At 63.9% G+C, this 18,732-nt stretch carries 20 protein-coding genes and 1 riboswitch; of the genes, 8 read left to right on the top strand and 12 right to left on the bottom strand.

The window, feature by feature from the left end; translation table 11 throughout:
• The first annotated feature begins 273 nt into the window (after positions 1-273).
• Together WEA77_RS10130 and WEA77_RS10125 are read left to right on the top strand one after the other, a co-directional pair.
• Positions 274-489, top strand: coding sequence for an ArsC/Spx/MgsR family protein (locus WEA77_RS10130; RefSeq protein WP_368067759.1), 216 nt, complete (start codon positions 274-276; stop codon positions 487-489).
• Between the two features lie 82 nt (positions 490-571).
• On the top strand, positions 572-1,432 hold the full coding sequence (locus WEA77_RS10125) for a PHB depolymerase family esterase (protein ID WP_368067757.1): 861 nt from the start codon (positions 572-574) through the stop codon (positions 1,430-1,432).
• Positions 1,433-1,443: 11 nt separating this feature from the next.
• Here the strand turns inward: WEA77_RS10125 and WEA77_RS10120 are convergent, their stop codons facing one another.
• From WEA77_RS10120 to WEA77_RS10110, 3 genes are all read right to left on the bottom strand, one after another.
• Positions 1,444-1,905: an SRPBCC domain-containing protein gene (locus WEA77_RS10120; protein ID WP_368067756.1), complete on the bottom strand. Its 462-nt coding sequence runs from the start codon at positions 1,903-1,905 to the stop codon at positions 1,444-1,446.
• A complete protein-coding gene (locus WEA77_RS10115) occupies positions 1,902-2,267 on the bottom strand; it encodes an ArsR/SmtB family transcription factor (RefSeq protein ID WP_368067760.1) in 366 nt (121 codons plus the stop codon). The genes WEA77_RS10120 and WEA77_RS10115 overlap by 4 nt, the downstream gene beginning before the upstream one ends.
• 62 nt (positions 2,268-2,329) lie before the next feature.
• Complete coding sequence (locus tag WEA77_RS10110) at positions 2,330-2,563, bottom strand: hypothetical protein (protein WP_368067755.1); 234 nt, start codon at positions 2,561-2,563, stop codon at positions 2,330-2,332.
• 117 nt (positions 2,564-2,680) lie between these two features.
• A riboswitch (TPP riboswitch) is annotated at positions 2,681-2,779 on the top strand.
• Here WEA77_RS10110 and WEA77_RS10105 point away from each other — a divergent pair.
• Positions 2,773-3,033 (top strand): hypothetical protein, encoded by a 261-nt coding sequence (locus WEA77_RS10105; protein WP_368067754.1) that lies wholly within the window; start codon positions 2,773-2,775, stop codon positions 3,031-3,033. (Overlaps the previous riboswitch by 7 nt.)
• On the top strand, positions 3,030-4,925 hold the full coding sequence (gene thiC / locus WEA77_RS10100) for a phosphomethylpyrimidine synthase ThiC (protein ID WP_368067753.1): 1,896 nt from the start codon (positions 3,030-3,032) through the stop codon (positions 4,923-4,925). The genes WEA77_RS10105 and thiC overlap by 4 nt, the downstream gene beginning before the upstream one ends.
• Positions 4,926-5,311: 386 nt before the next feature.
• Here the strand turns inward: thiC and WEA77_RS10095 are convergent, their stop codons facing one another.
• From WEA77_RS10095 to WEA77_RS10070, 6 genes are all read right to left on the bottom strand, one after another.
• Positions 5,312-5,617: a YkgJ family cysteine cluster protein gene (locus tag WEA77_RS10095; RefSeq protein WP_368067752.1), complete on the bottom strand. Its 306-nt coding sequence runs from the start codon at positions 5,615-5,617 to the stop codon at positions 5,312-5,314.
• A 138-nt stretch (positions 5,618-5,755) separates the two neighbouring features.
• Positions 5,756-6,052 carry a DUF4168 domain-containing protein gene (locus tag WEA77_RS10090; protein WP_368067751.1) on the bottom strand — a complete coding sequence of 99 codons (297 nt, stop codon included), beginning with the start codon at positions 6,050-6,052 and terminating at the stop codon, positions 5,756-5,758.
• Positions 6,053-6,759: 707 nt separating this feature from the next.
• Entirely contained in the window at positions 6,760-6,888 is a 129-nt protein-coding gene (locus tag WEA77_RS10085) for a hypothetical protein (RefSeq protein ID WP_368067750.1), read from the bottom strand.
• Positions 6,869-7,147: a YdcH family protein gene (locus WEA77_RS10080; protein ID WP_368067749.1), complete on the bottom strand. Its 279-nt coding sequence runs from the start codon at positions 7,145-7,147 to the stop codon at positions 6,869-6,871. Before WEA77_RS10080 ends, WEA77_RS10085 begins: the two co-directional genes overlap by 20 nt.
• Before the next feature lie 69 nt (positions 7,148-7,216).
• A complete protein-coding gene (locus WEA77_RS10075) occupies positions 7,217-8,116 on the bottom strand; it encodes a hydroxymethylglutaryl-CoA lyase (RefSeq protein WP_368067748.1) in 900 nt (299 codons plus the stop codon).
• 2 nt (positions 8,117-8,118) lie between these two features.
• Positions 8,119-8,949, bottom strand: a complete 831-nt coding sequence (locus tag WEA77_RS10070) for an enoyl-CoA hydratase (RefSeq protein WP_368067747.1) — start codon at positions 8,947-8,949, stop codon at positions 8,119-8,121.
• A 112-nt stretch (positions 8,950-9,061) separates the two neighbouring features.
• On the opposite strand from WEA77_RS10070, the gene hisI reads away from it, so the two are divergent.
• On the top strand, positions 9,062-9,463 hold the full coding sequence (gene hisI / locus WEA77_RS10065) for a phosphoribosyl-AMP cyclohydrolase (RefSeq protein WP_368067746.1): 402 nt from the start codon (positions 9,062-9,064) through the stop codon (positions 9,461-9,463).
• 38 nt (positions 9,464-9,501) lie between these two features.
• Positions 9,502-10,389: an N-acyl homoserine lactonase family protein gene (locus tag WEA77_RS10060; RefSeq protein ID WP_368067745.1), complete on the top strand. Its 888-nt coding sequence runs from the start codon at positions 9,502-9,504 to the stop codon at positions 10,387-10,389.
• Here the strand turns inward: WEA77_RS10060 and WEA77_RS10055 are convergent.
• Together WEA77_RS10055 and WEA77_RS10050 are read right to left on the bottom strand one after the other, a co-directional pair.
• Complete coding sequence (locus tag WEA77_RS10055) at positions 10,386-12,038, bottom strand: DUF389 domain-containing protein (RefSeq protein WP_368067744.1); 1,653 nt, start codon at positions 12,036-12,038, stop codon at positions 10,386-10,388. The genes WEA77_RS10060 and WEA77_RS10055 overlap by 4 nt on opposite strands.
• A gap of 168 nt (positions 12,039-12,206) precedes the next feature.
• On the bottom strand, positions 12,207-13,907 hold the full coding sequence (locus tag WEA77_RS10050) for an acyl-CoA dehydrogenase family protein (protein WP_368067743.1): 1,701 nt from the start codon (positions 13,905-13,907) through the stop codon (positions 12,207-12,209).
• 250 nt (positions 13,908-14,157) lie between these two features.
• On the opposite strand from WEA77_RS10050, the gene WEA77_RS10045 reads away from it, so the two are divergent.
• Positions 14,158-15,252 carry a hypothetical protein gene (locus WEA77_RS10045; protein WP_368067742.1) on the top strand — a complete coding sequence of 365 codons (1,095 nt, stop codon included), beginning with the start codon at positions 14,158-14,160 and terminating at the stop codon, positions 15,250-15,252.
• 62 nt (positions 15,253-15,314) lie between these two features.
• Here the strand turns inward: WEA77_RS10045 and WEA77_RS10040 are convergent, their stop codons facing one another.
• Positions 15,315-16,124: an SDR family NAD(P)-dependent oxidoreductase gene (locus tag WEA77_RS10040; protein WP_368067741.1), complete on the bottom strand. Its 810-nt coding sequence runs from the start codon at positions 16,122-16,124 to the stop codon at positions 15,315-15,317.
• A 179-nt stretch (positions 16,125-16,303) separates the two neighbouring features.
• Here WEA77_RS10040 and WEA77_RS10035 point away from each other — a divergent pair.
• A partial coding sequence (locus tag WEA77_RS10035; protein ID WP_368067740.1) for a TonB-dependent receptor plug domain-containing protein occupies positions 16,304-18,732 on the top strand: 2,429 nt, incomplete at its 3' end.

Below are 18,732 nucleotides of genomic sequence, written 5' to 3'. Positions count from 1 at the left end.
GCCTGAAATCTGGCCTGAAATCTGGCCTGAGATCTGGCCTGAGATCTGGCCTGATGCCTAAGCAGAACTCACCCATCCGATAAGGCAGTTGCAGATAGCTGCCGCAAACCATACCTGCACCCCCTGCAATCACAGGAGACGAAGCCCATGACCATCAAGCTTTTCGGCCTGAAGAATTGCGACACCTGCAAGAAGGCGTTGACCGAACTGGAAACCGCCGGGCAAGCACCGTAATTCGTCGACATCCGCGCTGAGGCCGACCTTGCCGCCAAGGTGCCGGGCTGGCTGAAGGCTGTCGGCGACAACCTGATCAACCGAAGTTCTACGACCTGGCGCGCCCTCTCTGACGAGGACCGGGCCAAGGCGTCCGGCAAGAGCCTGGAAGGGCTCCTGATGGGAAATCCCACCCTGATCAAGCGCCCGGTCATCGAAGTGGACGGTAACGTCCTCGTTGGCTGGAACGCGGAAACCAAAGCCCGCATCGGCTGAAGCCTGGAATTTTCCCGGCGCGCCGCAACGGATTGCGCATCGGCGCACGTTCAACCCGGCAAGCCAACACCCCGGAGCCCCCGTGCGCCGTCTGCTGACTGCCGCTTTCGCCTTCCTTTTGACAGCCATGCCTGCCCTGGCGGCGCCTGAAACAATCACCGTCAGCGCCGGAGAGGCAAAGCGCGAGTTCATCCTTCACGCCCCCGCGCCGAGCAGCGAGCCGAGCCCGGTCGTCCTCGTCTTCCATGGCGGAGGCGCCAGCGCGGAGTGGATGGCAAACCGCTCCGCCGATCTCACCCGCACGCTCACCCGCGCGGGCTACGCCGTCGTCTACATAAACGGCTCCACGAAGCGGCGGACCGACAAGCTACGCACCTGGAACGCCGTCCATTGCTGCGCCTATGCCGCCAAGTCAAAGATCAACGAAGCCGCCTATGCCGACGCGGTGATCGACGCCCTCGGCGCGCGGCTCGGTATCGACCGCACCCGGATCTTTCTCATGGGCCATTCCAATGGCGCGATGCGGAGCTACCGCCTCGCTGGCCAGATCAAGACCGCGCCGCGCGCCATCGCCCCCGTCAGCGGCGCCATCTTCGCCGACCAGCCGTCCCTGCCCGCCCGCACCTCCGTCTTCATGTACCACGCCGTCGATGACGAAGTGCTGAGCTATGACGGCAACCCGGACGACAAGGCCGAACGCTGGCGCACCGCGCCGCATGTCGGCTTCCTCAAGGCAGAGACCAAACTCGCCGAAATGAAAGGCTGCGCGGCGGCGGTCGCAAGTCCCGCGACACCGGGCGTCACGATCACCGCCCGCACCTGCGCCGGTGCCTCATCCCTCACCGCCATCACCGCCCTCTCCGGCGGCCATGAGTGGCCCGCCCGGCCGGCCGCCTACGATATCGAAGACGCCTTGCTTACCTTCTTCGACAGTCAGCGCTGAGCGCCGTCCGCCTATACGCGCGCGAACTGCCCGCCCAGCCGGTCCAGCGCCCTCGACCAGCCGGCTTCGACACCTTCCAGCAGGTCCGATGCGTCCACCGCCGCTGCCTGCAAGGTCAGCACAAGCCGCGTGCCGCCGCCCTGCGCGATGAACTCCGCCGAGACGAGGCTCATGCCCATCAGGGCGGCGGGATCGCTGATGATTTCGGTATAGACGATCGGCTTGTCCGGCACGATGTCATGGCAGCGCCCGACCACCGCTGCGACCGGCTTGCCGCCAAGGAGACAAGTCTGGATATCTTCCCCGCCGACGCGGAAATCCGCCGCCTCGTTGCGGATCTGCGCCTCGTCGGAGGGCGAGCCCCGGAGGCGGCGGATGTCCGGGTCCGCCCAGGCACGGAACGTCCGCGCCGGGCTCGCATTATAGGTCGGCTCCAGTGTCGCGGTGCGGTGGACCATGGTCTCGTGGCTCATTGCATGTCTCCCTTGCGGCCAAGAATGTCTCCCAGGCGGTCTAGGCGCGTGCGCCAGGCCGCTTGATATCCGGATATCCAGCGTTCCAGCTCGCCGAGGCGCTGCGCCTCGAGACGGCACATGCGCACCCCGACCTGTTTCTCTGTCGTGATCAGCCCCGCCGCTTCCAGCACGCGCACATGCTGCAGGAAACTCGGCAGCGCAATGTCGAACGGCGCGGCAAGGTCTGCCACGCTCGCCTCGCCCTTGGTCAGCCGCGCGATCACTGCCCGCCGCGTCCCGTCCGCCAGCGCCTGGAAGCCGCGCTCAAGACGCTCTGCATCAAATCCTGAATGGTTAGCCCTAAGCCTGAGTAAAACAATCAGTCGACGGCCCTTAAGTCACTTAGTTGATTACCTAACTATGGTGCAGGAACGCCCCAAGTTCAGTTAGGATTATCGCGCTCTTCGGCGATCTCGTCCGCCATGTTCTGGACGGCTTCGTCGGTTGCGTCCGCAGCGTTTTCCGCCGCCTCGCCCGCTTCGACGGCCGCGGCGCCCAGCATGCGGTCCATTCGCGCTCCGGCCACTTCGAACGACCCGTCCATCAGCCGGAATATCAGCATCAGGGCCACGAAGAGAACCAGGATAGCCGTCAGGATAGCGTGCAGAATTCCCATGGCGTCCCTGTCCCCTTCATGAGTTTGCCCTGTTCCTTGAATGCGCAGCTCGGGCACAGGTCCCATCCACCTTTTTCCGCCCGGCCCTTTCCGCCGCGTGGCAACCCGCCTATGATCCCAAAATCCGAGGGGTGTCCGGCACGGTGCCGGGCTGAGAGTTACCCTTTGAACCTGATCCGGCTCATACCGGCGCGAGGGACGGAGTCGACATGGGCCACAGGGCCAGCCTATCCCCCGAGATGCCTGCGGACGTTGCCGCTGTTTTTGGCGCGGCTCCGGATGCGCCGCGTGCGCGCCTGCTTGCCCTGCGCGACCTGATATTCGACACCGCCGCCCGCCACACACCCGACCTCGCCTTCATCGGCAACCGCGAGATTGCTCTCCCCCTCGACCGGCCACTGCCCCGCGCCGAACTTGGCCACTGCATCGCCGTGGCTCTCACCTATCACCCCAGAAAGTCCGCACCATGAATACCCCCACCAAGCCAGGCGAATTCACCCCTCGCACCGTCACCACCGGACCCCTGCCCGCCAGCCGCAAGGTCTACACCGCGCCCGCCTCTGGCCTCGCTGTGCCGCACCGCGAGATCGACCTTCATCCGTCTGCGAACGAACCTGCGGTGCGCGTCTACGACACGTCCGGTCCGTATTCCGACGCAAACGTCGCCATTGATGTCGAAGCCGGCCTGCCCCGCGCTCGCCGCGACTGGATCGTCGCACGCGGCAATGTAGAAGAATACGAAGCCCGCGACGTGCGCCCGGAGGACAATGGCTTCGCCGCCGGCAAGCACCTCACCCGCGAATTTCCGGTCAAGCACCGCCCCCTGCGCGGCCTCGCCGGCCAGCCCGTCACGCAATACGAATTCGCCAGGGCCGGCATCATCACTGAGGAAATGATCTACGTCGCCGAGCGCGAAAACCTCGGCCGCCACCAGGCCCTCGCCAGCGCCGCCGCTGCAATTGCGCAAGGTCAATCCTTCGGCGCCGAAATCCCCGAACATATCACGCCCGAATTCGTCCGGTCCGAGATCGCCCGCGGCCGCGCCATCATCCCCTCCAACATCAACCATGCCGAGCTCGAGCCGCAGATCATCGGCCGCAACTTCCTCGTCAAGATCAACGCCAATATCGGCAACTCTGCAGTCGCCTCCTCCATTGAGGAAGAGGTCGAGAAGATGGTCTGGGCGATCCGCTGGGGCGCCGACAATGTGATGGACCTCTCAACGGGCCGCAATATCCACAACACCCGCGAATGGATCATTCGCAACAGCCCTGTCCCTATCGGCACCGTGCCGATCTACCAGGCGCTGGAAAAAGTAAACGGCGTCGCCGAGGACCTCAGCTGGGAGGTCTTCCGCGACACGCTGATCGAGCAGGCCGAACAGGGCGTCGACTATTTCACCATCCATGCCGGCGTGCGTCTCGCCTATATTCACCTCACCGCAAACCGCGTCTGCGGCATCGTCTCGCGCGGCGGCTCGATCATGGCGAAATGGATGCTCGCCCACCACACCGAATCGTTCCTGTACACACATTTCGAGGAAATCTGCGACATCATGCGCGCCTATGATGTCTCCTTCTCCCTCGGAGACGGCCTGCGCCCCGGCGCCATCGCCGATGCCAATGACGCCGCGCAATTCGCCGAACTGGAAACCCTCGGTGAACTGACGAACATCGCCCATGCCAAAGGCTGCCAGGTGATGATCGAAGGGCCTGGTCATGTGCCGATGCACAAGATCAAGATCAACATGGACAAACAGCTCGCCCTCTGCGGCGAAGCCCCCTTTTATACGCTCGGCCCCCTCGTCACCGACATCGCCCCCGGCTATGACCACATCACCTCCGGCATCGGCGCCGCCATGATCGGCTGGTTCGGCACGTCCATGCTTTGCTATGTCACGCCGAAAGAACACCTCGGCCTCCCGGACCGCAATGACGTGAAAGTCGGCGTCATCACCTACCGCATCGCCGCCCACGCGGCCGACCTCGCCAAGGGCCACCCCGCGGCGCAACTGCGCGACGACGCCCTCTCCCGCGCGCGTTTCGAATTCCGCTGGGAAGACCAGTTTAATCTGGCACTCGACCCTGAAACCGCCCGCGACTTCCACGACCAGACTTTGCCGAAAGACGCCCACAAGGTCGCCCACTTCTGCTCCATGTGCGGCCCGAAATTCTGCTCGATGAAGATCACCGCCGAAGTGCGCGAGTACGCCGCAGGAATGTCCGAAAACGAGCGGCTGGACCTCGAGCGGCGCGCGACCGAAGCCCGCAAAGGCATGGAAGAAAAAAGCCGCGAGTTCATGGACAAGGGCGGAGAGATTTATCTGTCGGCAGACGGAAGGAAGCGCGAGGCGATTGATTGACCCTACCCCCTCCTGCTTGCGAGCGCAGGTGGGCCGGCCCAAAAGGCCGGGACGGGCGAGCGACTTGGCCCGGCGCGCAATCGCTCCCACTTCCGCTCACCCCGTCATAAGCCGGGGTCCAGGGCACGCAAAGTTCTGCATCTCAGAGTCGGCTGAGGAAATCATCAGTCGCCCCAAAACCCCAAAGGCTCTTTTCACCTCCGGTTTACTTTCGACCAGGGCCTTGCCCAAGGATTGGGCTTTGAACCGTCGTTACACCGCCAAAATACGGAGTGTAACTGAAAACCGATATGCGACGCTGGAAAGCCGGGTATCGTATGAGCTGATTAGATTGGAAGAAGCGCCGCTGAACCAGATTGAGTATTGCATACTAAGGCTCAGACTTATCAGCCAGCCTTCCCACCCAAAATCCCGTTCGCCCGCCGCGCCTTCATGCACTCGAAGCTCCCCGCCCGGAATGCGCGGCAGGCTTCGGGCCGTTCCTCGTAAACGCCGCACACGGCGCGGCCGGCCCCCAGTTGCAGGTGCACGCAGTGGCCGCAGGCATAATCCACATAGGTGCGCCCCTCATGCTCGAAGAGGCTCTCCGGAGGCAGGCGCCGCCCGGCGTCTTCCGGCAGCAGAACGAGATAACGGGGGTTCTTGCTGAAACAGCATGCCCCGCAGGTCACGCAGTCGAACTGTTCAGGCATGTCGGGCTCCCCGGCCGGCGCCGTCTACAGCGCCCGCTGCGCCGCGGCAAGGGGCGGCGCACGCCGCCCCGGAAGCGGCAACGAAAAGACCGCCCCAACCGGAGCGAACCTTCCCGTCTTGCCTGCCCAAGCCTGCACTCAGCCCCCAAATTTGGCGCGCAGATTGTCCAGTGTCGCCTGATCGCCTTCAGCCATGCGGATGATTTCGGTATAGCGCGCGGGCGCGGTCCCTTCAGTCTGGATGGCAGCGGCCATCTTCTTCTCGCCTTTCACCAGGATTGCGGCGGCGTCGGCCTCGCTCGTCGCCGATTTCAGTTCTACGGAAAGTGTATTGGCCACTTCGGTGACCTTCTTGTTCGCCGCAGCAAATTCTACTACCTCAGCGTCGCTGACAGGCGCGGCTCCTGCCAGCGCAGTCACCGGCGTCTGGGCCAAGGCCGCCCCACCGCAAATGACTGACAAGGAAAGCAAGGCCGATATAGACCCTGTGCGGATTGTCCTGAAAGCCATGACTGGACCTCCTCTCAGGTTTTTGGAACCAGAGGCAAACAAATGCAGGGGCCGGGCTCAACCCGCAGCTTGCATTCTTGAGAGCATTGCAATTTAAAGCTGCGTCATGAAATTCCCGAAATTGTTGCACACGCCTGTGCATGATCAACAGGCCGGGCAGTCCGCACAAGGAAAATGTGCAGGTATTTCAGCGCCTTGAAAAATATTTGGCCCGCGTCTCTGGGAGGGTGCGCGGAGAGTGTAAACTCGCCTCATCCTTCCTGAAGGAGCTGGGCGGGCACCCGTTCAGTTTCAGAAGGGACGTCCCGGAGGATGGGCGGCGGCGAGCGCAACCAGACCGTCCTCGCCCCAGGGACTTTGTTCGAGGCGAGCCGGACCAGAAGGCCGGTGGATAACTGCGTCCGACTACCTCGTCGCCGCGTGCGGCCCCGGGCCTCGCTACGGGTAGGTTGTGATCGCCTGGCAGCGCCGAAGTCATCCCGGGAATTGCCCGAAACTGCGGTGGGCAGCCTGGCGGACGAAGGGCGCCCAAAGCCCGGTATTTTTCTAAAACGGACGCCCGGCGCGTCCGCTGCGCACGGCTCCATTCCGTATCCGGACGGATCCGCCAGCCCGGTCGTCAGTACTCCGCGCTACTTCTGACCGGGGCGCTTGCCCGATTGCCGGAGCAGCCAGACCGTGGTGCCAGCCATCACCAGCAACAGCGTTCCGAACCCCGCAAGCGCAACAATCGCCAGAGGATCAACGGTCAGATTTCCCATCATCCCTCCCCTTCGCCGCAATGACCGTCTTCAGCCCCGCATAGATCTCGTCCTTCAGCACCATCCGCCGCCGCCGCAGCTGCGCCTCATGCGTCTCGCTCGCCGGCTCGACGCGCGTCTCGATGCGGTGAATCTCGCGGTTGATTTCATGGTACTCGTCGAACAGGCGCATGAAATGCGGGTCCGACATCTTGAGTAAATGCAGTTCTGGCGCCGAACCTGGAAACTCATCGGCAAGTTCATGAGGGGTGTTGGACATGGAGGCTCCGCCTGAACGTGAGCCCCGACTTTCTTCGCCCAGCGCCCTTAGCGGCACCCGTAAAACTACCTAGGCGCGCGGAAACGCCCCCGCCCGGCTCAGCGCAGACGAAACCCGGTGCCCCAGCGCGCGCTCCAGCCAGCGGGCCGTTTCGATCATCCGGCCAAGGTCGATGCCCGTCTCGAACCCTGCCCGGCGCAGCATCCAGACCACGTCCTCCGTCGCCACATTCCCGGTCGCCGCCGGCGCAAAGGGGCAACCCCCGATGCCGCCGCAGCTGGAATCTATCACGTCGATACCGGCCTCCACCGCAGCGAACACATTGGCAAGGCCCGCCCCGCGCGTGTCATGGAAATGCATCCGCAGCGCCACGTCCGGCGCTTCCATCCGTACACGGTCGATCCGCTGGCGCACATCCCAGGGCGTTGCTGCGCCAATCGTGTCGCCCAGCGCCAGCTCGGCAATCCCCGCCCGCTGCGCCTGCGCGGCAAGATTGCCCACCACGCCGATATCCACGTCCCCGTCATACGGGTCGCCAAACGCCACCGAAATCGTCGCCGACAGCGGCAAGCCGGCCTCGTGCACCAACGGCGCACACTTCGCCAGCATGTCGGCGCTCTCCTGCGGGCTCATGCCCTGATTCCTTCGCCCGAACGCCTCACCCGCCACCAGAACGAAATTAATCTCGTCCGCCTTCGCCTCGATGGCCCGGCGTACGCCCGTCTCGTTCAGCGCCAGCGCAATATGCTTGGTGTGCGAATTCCGCTTCAGGCCGGCAAACACCGCAGGCGAATCCGCCATCTTCGGGACTGCCTTGGGCGAAACAAAACTCCCTGACTCCATCCGCGTCACACCCGCGTCCTCGAGCCGCGCAATGAACTCCAGCTTCTGCTCCACGCTTAGATTCGCAGGATCATTCTGCAGCCCGTCCCGGGGGCCCACCTCAACAATATGGATCATCCGCCTCATGACTATTTGCCCGAAAAGGCGGGGCTGCGCCGCTCGACGAAGCTCGCCACGCCTTCCTTGAAATCATGCGTCGCAAAGCTCGTCTCCATCTCGGCATCCGCTGTCGCCAGCGAGGCAGCATAGGACTGAAAATAGCTCTCGCGAATCTGTCGCTTCATGATCGCCACCGACCGGGGCGAAACCTGTGTCGCCAGATGCGCCGCAACCTCGCCGACATGCGCCATCAGCTCCGCCCCTGGCAGCGCGCGGTTTACGAGGCCGAGGCGCTCGGCTTCCGCGCCGTCAAACTTGCGCGCGGTGAACAGGAGGTCCAGCGCGTTCGCCTCACCCACGAGGCGCGGCAGCTGCCAGGCAATGCCGTGCTCGGCGATCAGCCCGCGCTGCGCGAAGGCGGTCGTGAACTTCGCCTCGGCCGCAGCGTAGCGCAGGTCCGCGAACAGCGTCAGGATCAGGCCGATGCCCGCACACGGGCCATTGATTGCGGCTATGATCGGCTTCGGGCAGGCGAACATGTGGCCGAACCGGCCTGGAAATTTCTGCTCCAGCGGCGAGACCGCCTTGGGCTTCAGGTCCGGAATCCTGGCCTGGTACTGATCCCCGGCGCTCGCCTGGATCGACTGCAGGCCGTTCATGTCGGCGCCCGCGCAGAAGCCCCGCCCGGCGCCAGTGATCACGATGCAGCGCACCGCCTCGTCCGCCCCGCCGGCGCGGATCGCGGTCTCCACCTCGGTCTGCATGATGGCGGTCCAGGCATTCAGCCGCTCCGGCCGGTTCAGCGTGATCGCCAGCACGCCGTCCTGCGTGTCGGCGAGAATTTCCTTATAGACGGCCATCCGGATGCTCCCTCAATATCTGTCACCCGAGTGTAGCCCCGATTAGCCGCCAATGTCAGCCTGCCTGCGCGCGTGCTTGACTCGGCCCCGCGCGGCCTCCTACGCCAAGGCCATGACCCAATTCGCCCCTCCCCTCTCCGGCAGCGCCCAGGACGAAACCCTCGCGCTGCGCCCGAAATTCGACGCGAGCGGCCTCATCGCCGCCATCGCGCAGGATGCCGAAACGGGCGAGGTGCTTATGCTTGCCTGGATGAACGCCGAGGCCCTGGCCCGCACGCTCGAAACCGGCAGAGCGACCTATTGGTCGCGTTCGCGCGGCGAGATCTGGGTGAAGGGCAACACGTCCGGCCACACACAGGAATTAGTGGAGGTGCGCGTCGATTGCGACCAGGACGCCGTGCTGCTGAAGGTGCGCCAGACCGGCGGCGCCTGCCATACGGGGCGGGAAAGCTGCTTCTACCGGATCGCGGACGGCGCCGGCCTGAAGCTGGCGGGCGAAGGCGAAGCACGCTAGCCTCCCTGCCAATCTGAAGCCCTGGAAGGAAACTGCCAATGCGCCTCGCCCCCATGCTGACCGCCGCTGCCAGTGCGCTGGTCCTGGCCGCTTGCGCGCCGGATGCGGCCGCTCCGGCTGCACCAACCGGCGCCGAGCCGGTGGCCGAAGTGACCGAAGAGAAGCCGCTGCATGTCGCCGTACTCGATTGCGGCACGATCGCGATCTCGGATCTCGACGTGTTCTCCTCGAGCGGCGACTATGCCGGCCAGGCCGATGAATTCACCGACACCTGCTATCTCGTGCACCATCCGAAGGGCATCCTGCTCTGGGATCTCGGCGTGCCAGGCCTCCTCAAGGAAGCTGGCCCCGTGGTGCAGGACATATTCAGCGTCTCGCTCAATGCCACGATCACCGACCAGCTGGCCGATCTCGGCCTGACGCCGGCAGACGTTGACTATGTGTCCATCTCGCACAGCCATTTCGATCATATCGGACAGGTCGACCAGGTGCAGGGCGCAACCTGGCTGGTGCATCAGGCCGAACTGGACGCAATGATCCCACCGGACGGCTCGGTGCCGCAAACTTCCGCCGACCAGATCGCGCTGTTCAACGCGTTCAAGAACCTGGAGCGCGAAGCCTTCACTGGCGAGAAGGACGTGTTCGGCGATGGCTCTGTCGTGATTTTCGAAACGCCCGGCCACACGCCCGGCCACACTTCGCTACAACTGACGATGCCGGAATCCGGCCCGGTCCTGCTGACCGGCGACCTCTATCACCGAAGTGAAAGCCGCGCCCTGAACCGTGTGCCGCGCTTCAATGTCAATGAAGAACAGACGATGGCCTCGATGGCGGCGTTCGAGGCCCGCGCGGCTGACCTTGGCGCAAAGGTCATCATCCAGCACGAGCCGGCGGACATTGCCCCGCTGGGAGGCATGATCCGCTAGGGCTGCGTCTCGGCGGCAACCGGGCGCACGGCAATCTGGTTGACCCGGCGGGCGCCGGCCTCGCGCTCGCTGGCGGTGGACCCGCCCGCGCGGTACTCGCCTTCAACCGAGGCCGTGATGCCGGCCTTCGCCAGTTCGCCAGCCACCGCTGTGGCACGCCGGTGGCCGGACGTGTTCTCGTTGAAACTGTTGGCGGCGGCCGCCGTCGGCAGGAAGGCGACGACCTCGACCCGCGACACACCCCAGCGCTGCAGGCCCCAGGCGAGATCGGCGGCGCGCACCCCTTGATCGGCGGAGAGTGTATCCTCCCCGGCCGCAAAACCGATCACGGGAAGCTCCGTCCTCGGGGGATATACCTCAACTTCCCAGCCCGGATAGTTGCGGGCCATCCCCTCCTCAAGTCGCCGGAAAGCCGAGAGGCTGACGCCTTCGGTTGGCGCGGCGAAGAACACCGCGCGCCGGCCGGCCGGATCGATTTCGGCAGAGGCGAGTGCATAGGGAAAGGCCGAGCGGATTTCCCGCTCCGTCCTGCGTTCCGCTGACAGAGCTTCAAGCTGGGCAATCTGTGCCCGCATCGGCGCGCCGAAGGACGACTCCGCGACCGCCGCAAGACGCGCCGATTCCGAGCCGAGATCATCGTCGATGATGACCTGGTCGACCACCACATTCACCTGCCTGCGGAAACGCTCTGAAAGCTGCGCAGACAGGACCAGTTCGGCCCCCGGCACGCGCTGCACCGTCAGCACGGTCGCGCGCACCTTGATGCGGTCCGGTCCGGTACGCGGAAAGGTCACGTCAAAGTCGGTGACCCGCGCATCGCCCTCGCCGAAAGGCTCGGCCAACGCATCGCTCGCGACGTCCCGCACCCGCGCTTCATAGGCAATGTCACGCAGCGACAGGCCGAGCGGAATCGAGAGGGCGAGGAAGACACCGACGATCAGCGCATTCTGCCAGCGCGCATGCTGAGGGCTGTGGCGTTCGCCGAAACCATAGAAGCGCGCGAGGATGGTAACCGACAGGGCAATCGCCAGAAGGTTGGTCATGAACAGGAAGAAAGCGCCGCCGGCGATCTCGAACTCGCCCGAGGCAAGGCCGAACCCCGTGACCGCAAGCGGCGGCATCAGCGCTGTGGCAATCGCCACGCCAACGATCGTTTCGCCCTTGCGGTGGATAACGGCGTAGCCGCCCGCGAGGCCGGAGAAAACCGCGACGAGAAGATCAAAAAAATTAGGCCGGGCACGCGCGAGGATTTCAGAGGTAATTTCCGTGAGCGGAGAAACGAAGACGATCAGGAACGCGGTTGCCAGCGCAACGCCGGTGCCGGCGGCGAGAGAAATGACCGCCTGCCGGAGCGCGGCGAGATCGAGAATGGCCAGTGAGAATCCCATCAGCATAATCGGCCCCATGAGCGGCGAGATCAGCATGGCGCCGATGATAACGGCTGGCGATGACAGGAGGAGCCCGAGGATCGCGATGCCGCATGACATGACGTTCATGAAGATGAAGCGGCCCGTCAGCTCGCCTTCCTCGTGCGCATGCGTCACCACATCCTTGTGGTCAATCTCCCGGATGCCGCGCCAGCGCGCCACGCGCAAGCGCCGCCGCCAGGGCGGCTGCTTCTCGCGGCGGGGGGCCTCGGTCGTGCTCATGCAGCGCGTCTTAGAGGGAAACGAACGACAGGGGAACTGAAGAACACTATACTGTCATCCGGGCGAGCACGCGCAACGCTTCGTAGCGGGCACGCGCGCTCCGCAACTGCCAGCAGGGTCCGGGCTCACACCGCCTCCGGCACCGGGCCGGGAAAACAGGAGACTGGATCAGTTGCCGCCTTCGATAAGGCGGCGCGCGATGACCATCGCCTGCACTTCACCGGCACCTTCGAAGATGTTGAGGATGCGGGCATCCTGCAGCACACGGCTGATCGGATACTCGAGCGCGAAGCCATTGCCGCCGTGGATCTGCAGCGCATTGTCGGCGGCGGCCCAGGCAACACGGGCGGCGAGTAGTTTCGCCATTCCGGCCTCAAGGTCGCAGCGCTTGCCATCATCCTTCTGGCGGGCCGAATAGTAGGTAAGTTGACGCACGCCGACAAGTTCGGCGGCCATCATCACGAGCTTGTTGGACACGCGCGGGAAATTGAAGATCGGCTGGCCGAACTGGTTGCGATCGAGCGCATAGCGCAGGCCGATCTCGAACGCGTTCTGTGCAACGCCGACAGCGCGCGCGGCCGTCTGTATGCGGGCGCTCTCGAATGTTGCCATCAGGTGCTTGAAGCCCTGGCCTTCGACGCCGCCGAGAAGGTTCTCCGCCTTCACCTTGAACGCGTCAAAGCCGATCTCATATTCCTTCATGCCGCGGTAGCCGAGCACTTCTATCTCACCGCCGGTCATGCCGTCGGCCGGGAACGGCTCAGCGTCCGTGCCGCGCGGTTTCTCGGCAAGCAGCATGGAAAGCCCGGAGAAATTGTTCGTGCCCGGATCAGTCCTCGCCATCAACGTCATCAGGTCGGCGCGCACGGGGTGGGTGATCCAGGTCTTGTTGCCGGTGACCTCGTAATATTGTCCGTCTGCGGACTTCACCGCGCGGGTGCGCAGGCTGCCGAGGTCAGAGCCGGTGTTCGGCTCGGTGAACACGGCAGTCGGGAGGATCTGGCCGGACGCGATGGCGGGCAGCCATTTCGCCTTCTGCTCCTCGGTGCCGCCGATAAGGATGAGTTCGGCGGCAATTTCAGAGCGCGTGCCGAGCGAGCCGGCGCCGATATAGCCGCGAGAGAGTTCCTCGGAAACAACGCACATGGCGATCTTGCCCATGCCGAGGCCGCCGAATTCCTCCGGGATTGTCAGGCCGAAGACGCCGAGTTCGGCCATCTCGTCCACGACATCCATCGGAATGTATTCATTGCGCAGGTGCCAGCCATGGGCGACCGGCTTGATGCGGGTGGCGGCGAATTTCGCAAACTGCTCGCGCACCATTTCCATTGTCTCGTCGAGCCCGGTGCGCTCGGCGGTGTGGCGCGAAAGCGCGTCCGGCAGGAAGGTGGCGGCGGCAGCCATTACCTCGGGCGTCTTGCCCTCGTTGATGAAGCGCTCGATGGCGCGATTGGCGAGCAGGGCGGTTTCGGCGGGGCCGCAGCCGAGATCAGCGGGGCGGACCATCTCGCCCTGGTTCATCGGGATGCCACCGCGCAGCTGCGCGCAGTATTCGCCGAACAGGATCTGGGAGAGCAGCGCCTCGACATCGCCGAACTGGCCTTCTGCTTCGAGGCGCGCTGCCCAGCCGGCGGTCTGGCGCAAGGTCTCGAGATAGGTCGCGACCCAGGCGAGCCCGTGGGCACGGTGCTGGTGGCGTTCGAAGGCGGCGCGGTCAGGTTTTCCGTTCGGCAAGCAGAGGCTGGCGCGCGCCGACAGCGTGGCGGCATTCACGTAGACTTCAACCGCGGCGACCGCTTCGGTCATCGCCTCGGTCAGGCCTGCCATACGGACAGCGGCCACATCGTTAAAACCGCTCAAGCCGTCCATGCCCCGTCTCCTCCAAGCTTGTGGTGTTGCACTAGTATAGGCGCGCGGCGGCGGCTGGCGAGTCCGTCCTTGTGCGGCGCAACATCGCCCCGAGGCAGACGACGTGCCGGTTAACATCCAGGTAACATCTGTTAACCCTTTGAGCCTTGCTTAAAACCTTGTTAACCTTCAACATAATAACGGAATGTTAGCGCGCGGCGCGGTATTTCCAATTTCATCGAAGTAATTTTTTAAAGGACACGGGCACCTGATGAACCCCTATTCACGTTTCAGACTTGTATCGAGTACGGCCTCGGCCGCGATTATCGTCGCCGGACTATGCGCATTCGGGCAACCTTTGCTGACGGCACTCGTCGGGGCCTCCGGACCGGGGGCAGGCCTCTGGATGGCGCTGGGCGGGTCTGTCACCGTCCTCGTCGTGTTCTGGCTGGCGCTGACGGAAGCGATCTTCCCGAGCTTGTTCCGGTTCAACTCGGTCCGCCGCGCGATCCTCGGCAAGTACTATATTGAAGGCACCTGGCTGCAGGCCGAGCGCGGCACAGCCGGCGGGCACCGCCTGGCGGTCATCGACATCCAGCCCTCCGGACAAACGTTTATCTTCTCGGGCTATGCGTTGAACAAGGACCTCGAGATCGAGAGCAACACCCTCATCGAATTATCGAAATTCGAATGGCCGTTCATGACCTACAAGTATCGCAACTCCCTCTCCGATGGCGCAGATGGCCAGCGAGAAGGCGTGGGCGAGATCCAGTTCGAGATGAACCGTTCGGCGGCAACCCGCTTTAACGGCTACGCTCAATTCGTAAAAACCGCCCGCCGGATCAAGATCGAAGGCGCCAAGCTGACGAAGAACTCGGAAGTGAAACGTCTGCGCAGTCTTGAGAGCCGCAAGGTCGTGCTCGAGAAGTACTGGTCTCTGTTCTTCAACACAACACTCAACACGAGCGCGGCCAGCGTCCAGCCGCCGGCTGCACGTCCGGTGATCGTCGAGACGACCCGCGCCGCCGTTGCCGAACGCCGCCAGGCCGCCACCGCCGCCACCGCCGGCAAGGTTGTACCGCGCCGCCGGGCCAGCGACTGGCGGGCTGAAGACACGACCCCGACCGCTGACCGCATCCGTGCCCGCATGGAAGCCGAAGCCGAAGAGATCGAGGAAGAGGACGTCTACGAAGAAGATTTCGAGGACGAAGCCGAACTTGACGCGGATGTAGAAGTCGATGCCGCAGACGAAGAAGACGAAGTCATGATGGAAGATGACTCCGACGAGGAAACGGTTGAAGCCGAAGACGAAAAAGAAGATGATGAACTGGTCATCAGCCCGCGCCGCCGGGCGGCTGCGAGCTAACTCGCACACGGTCCGAATTGAAGCGGCCCCTCTGAACGGAGGGGCCGTTTCTGCGTTTGGGGTCAGTCCATCCGGCGATAGCGAGAAGATTGCGCACGGACCATGGCGCGGCCGAGGGGTTCGGGGAGGACGCGGGTCAGCGTAGCGAGCGCCTTGTTGGCGAGGCCGGGGACGACAACCGGCTGGCCGCGGTTGACCGCTTCGATACCGGCGGCGACGACAGGCGCGGCCTCCATCCACATCCATTTCGGCATCTGGCTGGTGGCCTCGCGCGTACCGTTCACGTCGTGGAATTCGCTCCAGGTGAAGCCCGGGCAGAGCGCGGTGCAGTGAATGTCCGTTTGGCCGAGCGCCTCGCACTCGGCATTGAGGCTTTCGGAGAACTTAATGAGGCCGGCTTTGACGCTGCCATACAGCGTGTGACCCGCGCTGCCCGCAGCGTAGCCGGCGAGCGAGGCAACGTTGATGATGCGGCCGTACTTGCGCGCCGCCATGCCGGGCAGCAGGCGGTGGGCGAGTTCCACCGGCGCAGTGTAGAGCACCTGCAGGAAGGCGGATTGCTCCTCCCATGAGGTGGAGAAGAACGTGCCCGGGAGGCCGTAGCCCGCATTGTTGACGAGCGCGTCCACCGCGAGGCCCCTGCCCCCCAAGGCGGCAACCAGAAGGGCGGGCGCAGCGGGGTCTGCCAGATCCTCAGTGATCACTGTGACCTCGACATTGCTCCATGTCCGGATTTCCTGCGCGAGTTCCTGCAAACGGTTCTCACGCCGGGCGGTGAGGACAAGATTCCATCCCAGGGCGGCATACTGGCGCGCGAACTCGGCGCCGATGCCGGCCGAGGCCCCGGTGATGAGGCACAAACGTCGATTCATGGTCAAAAACTCGCGTCAGATACGAAAGTGTGGCCGGAATACAACAAAAGCACACCTTAAGTGTGACGTCAGGGCCACTCGCTTGTTGCACTGCAAACAATCTGCACCTTACGGTGGTTCAGAGTAAATACAATTGTTTGTCGGGCCCTGCCCATTATTCATCTCCCGGAGCGGAAACCATGGAATATAAGAAACTCCTTCTGGCTGCAGCGGCCACAATCGCTGTCACCGCCGGTGCCCAGACGGCCTGGGCTCAGGAAGAGACGGCCGCTGAAGAAGCGCGCACGCTCGAGACAGTTGTGACGATCGGCACGCGCGTTGCGAACCGTTCGGCGCTCGATACGGCGGCTGCGGTGGACGTGGTCTCTGCCGAAGCGATCCAGAATATCGGCGTCGGCGAACTGAACCAGGCCCTGTCGGTGAACCTTCCGGCCCTGAACTTCCCCCGCCCTGCTCTCGCCGACGGCACCGACTCCGTCCGCCCGGCTGCCCTGCGCGGCCTCGCACCGGACCAGACCCTTGTGCTGGTCAACGGCAAGCGCCGCCACACTGCCTCGCTCGTCAACGTCAACGGCACCATCGGCCGCGGCGCCTCCGCCGTTGACCTCAACACGATCCCGAACCTCGCGGTCGGCGGCGTGGAAGTCCTGCGCGACGGCGCCTCGGCGCTTTACGGCTCCGACGCAATCGCCGGCGTCGTCAACGTGCGCCTGCGCGAAGCAAACTCCGGCGGCGCGATCTCGACCAGCTATGGCTGGCGCGAAACCGAATACACCTCGCCCGTGGTCACGCCGACAGCGGCCGGCGTGCCGAACCCCGGCGCCGAAGTGACGCGCGAGCGGTCTGACGGCCATGTCACGACCGTGGCCGGCTGGAAAGGCTTCGCCCTTGGCGAAGCCGGCTTCCTCACGATAACCGGCGAATACAAGGACCAGAATAATACCGTCCGCACGGGTTATGACTTCCGCCAGCAATACCCCGGCAGCCAGCCGGCTGCAGAAGCTGAAATCGGCCGCTTCAATGCCTGGACCGGCGAGCCGGAGCTTGAGCAGATCAGCTTCTTCGCCAATGCCGGCATGGACCTGGCAAACGGCGCCGAGCTCTACGGCTGGGCCAGCTTCCAGGACCGCGAGACGGTCTCAGCCGGCTTCTTCCGCCGCGCACTGGATGACCGCAACACGATCCAGATCTATCCGAACGGCTTCCTGCCGAAGATCAACCCGGTGACCACTGACTATTCGGCGCTCGGCGGCGTACGCTTCGACTTCGCCGGATGGGACGGCGATGCCTCGCTCGGCTACGGCTCCAACAAGATGGAGTTCACCATCATCGATACGCTGAACCGTTCGCTCGGCGTGGCGTCCGGCACGGAATTCGATGCCGGCGGGTTCGAGCACTCCCAGCTGGTCGCCAACCTCGGCTTCGTCAAGGGCTTCGCAATTGGTGGCTTTGCCTCAGATCTTAACGTTGCCTGGGGCGCAGAAGCCCGTCAGGAGACCTATGAGATCTTCGCAGGGGAGCCGGATTCTTACCGTAACGGCGGTGTCCTTCTTCCGGGAGGCGCTGCCACCGCATCCGGCGCGCAGGTCTTCCCCGGCTTTCGCCCTGAGAACGAACTGAAAGAAGACCGCACTGCCATCGGGGTCTATCTCGACCTTGAAGCCAACGTTACCGATGCGTTGCTTGTGTCCGGCGCCGTGCGGGGTGAGTCGTATTCTGACTTCGGCGAAACCCTGACCGGCAAGCTGGCGGCCCGTTACGATTTCAACGATGCCTTTGCGCTTCGCGGATCCATCCAGAACGGGTTCCGCGCACCGTCCCTGCAGCAGCAGTTCTTCACGACGACATCGACCAACTTCATCAACGGCATACCTTTTGATATCACGACCTTTACGGTCGATGATCCGATTGCGCGGGCCCTTGGTTCGGAAGACCTCGATGCAGAGACCTCGATCAACTATGCGGCGGGCGCTGTCTTCCAGGCCGGAGCTTTCAACCTGACCGTCGATGCCTATCGCATTGACGTCGAGGACCGTATCGTTCTTTCCGAAAACCTGACTGCTCCGAACGTCCGCGCTTTCCTTGTATCACAAGGCTTCATCGGCGCCGGCGGCGGGCGCTTCTTCCTGAACGGGGTTGATACAGAAACGACAGGTGTGGACATTATCGCGAACTATGCGTTCCCGGAGACCGAACTGGGGTCATTCTCGGCCACTGCAGGCGCCAACTTCAGCAAGACCGAAGTGACAGCGATCCCCGCCATTCCCGTCCTGACAGGTCTGACGCCGCCGCCTGTGCTCTTCGCACGAACCAATATCCTCACCTTCGAGGAAGGTGCGCCAAAGGACAAGTTCACCGGTCAGCTGAACTGGGAAATGGGTCCGTTTGCAGCTACCCTGCGCGCCGTGCGTTACGGCGAAGTGCTGGTGCCGTCGAACAACCCGGCGCAGGACTATACGCTCGATCCAACGACACTGATCGATCTTGAGGGTCGATATACCTGGAACGATCTACTGACCCTGGCGGTCGGCGCGGACAACGTGCTGGACGAGTATCCGGATGCGGCCCCTCTGGGTCTCAACTCGACCGGCAACGCGCCGTTCTCGAC

The sequence above is a fragment of the Hyphomonas sp. genome (genome assembly GCF_040882205.1).
Taxonomy (GTDB): domain Bacteria; phylum Pseudomonadota; class Alphaproteobacteria; order Caulobacterales; family Hyphomonadaceae; genus Hyphomonas.
This window is presented reverse-complemented; position numbering and strand designations above follow the sequence as displayed.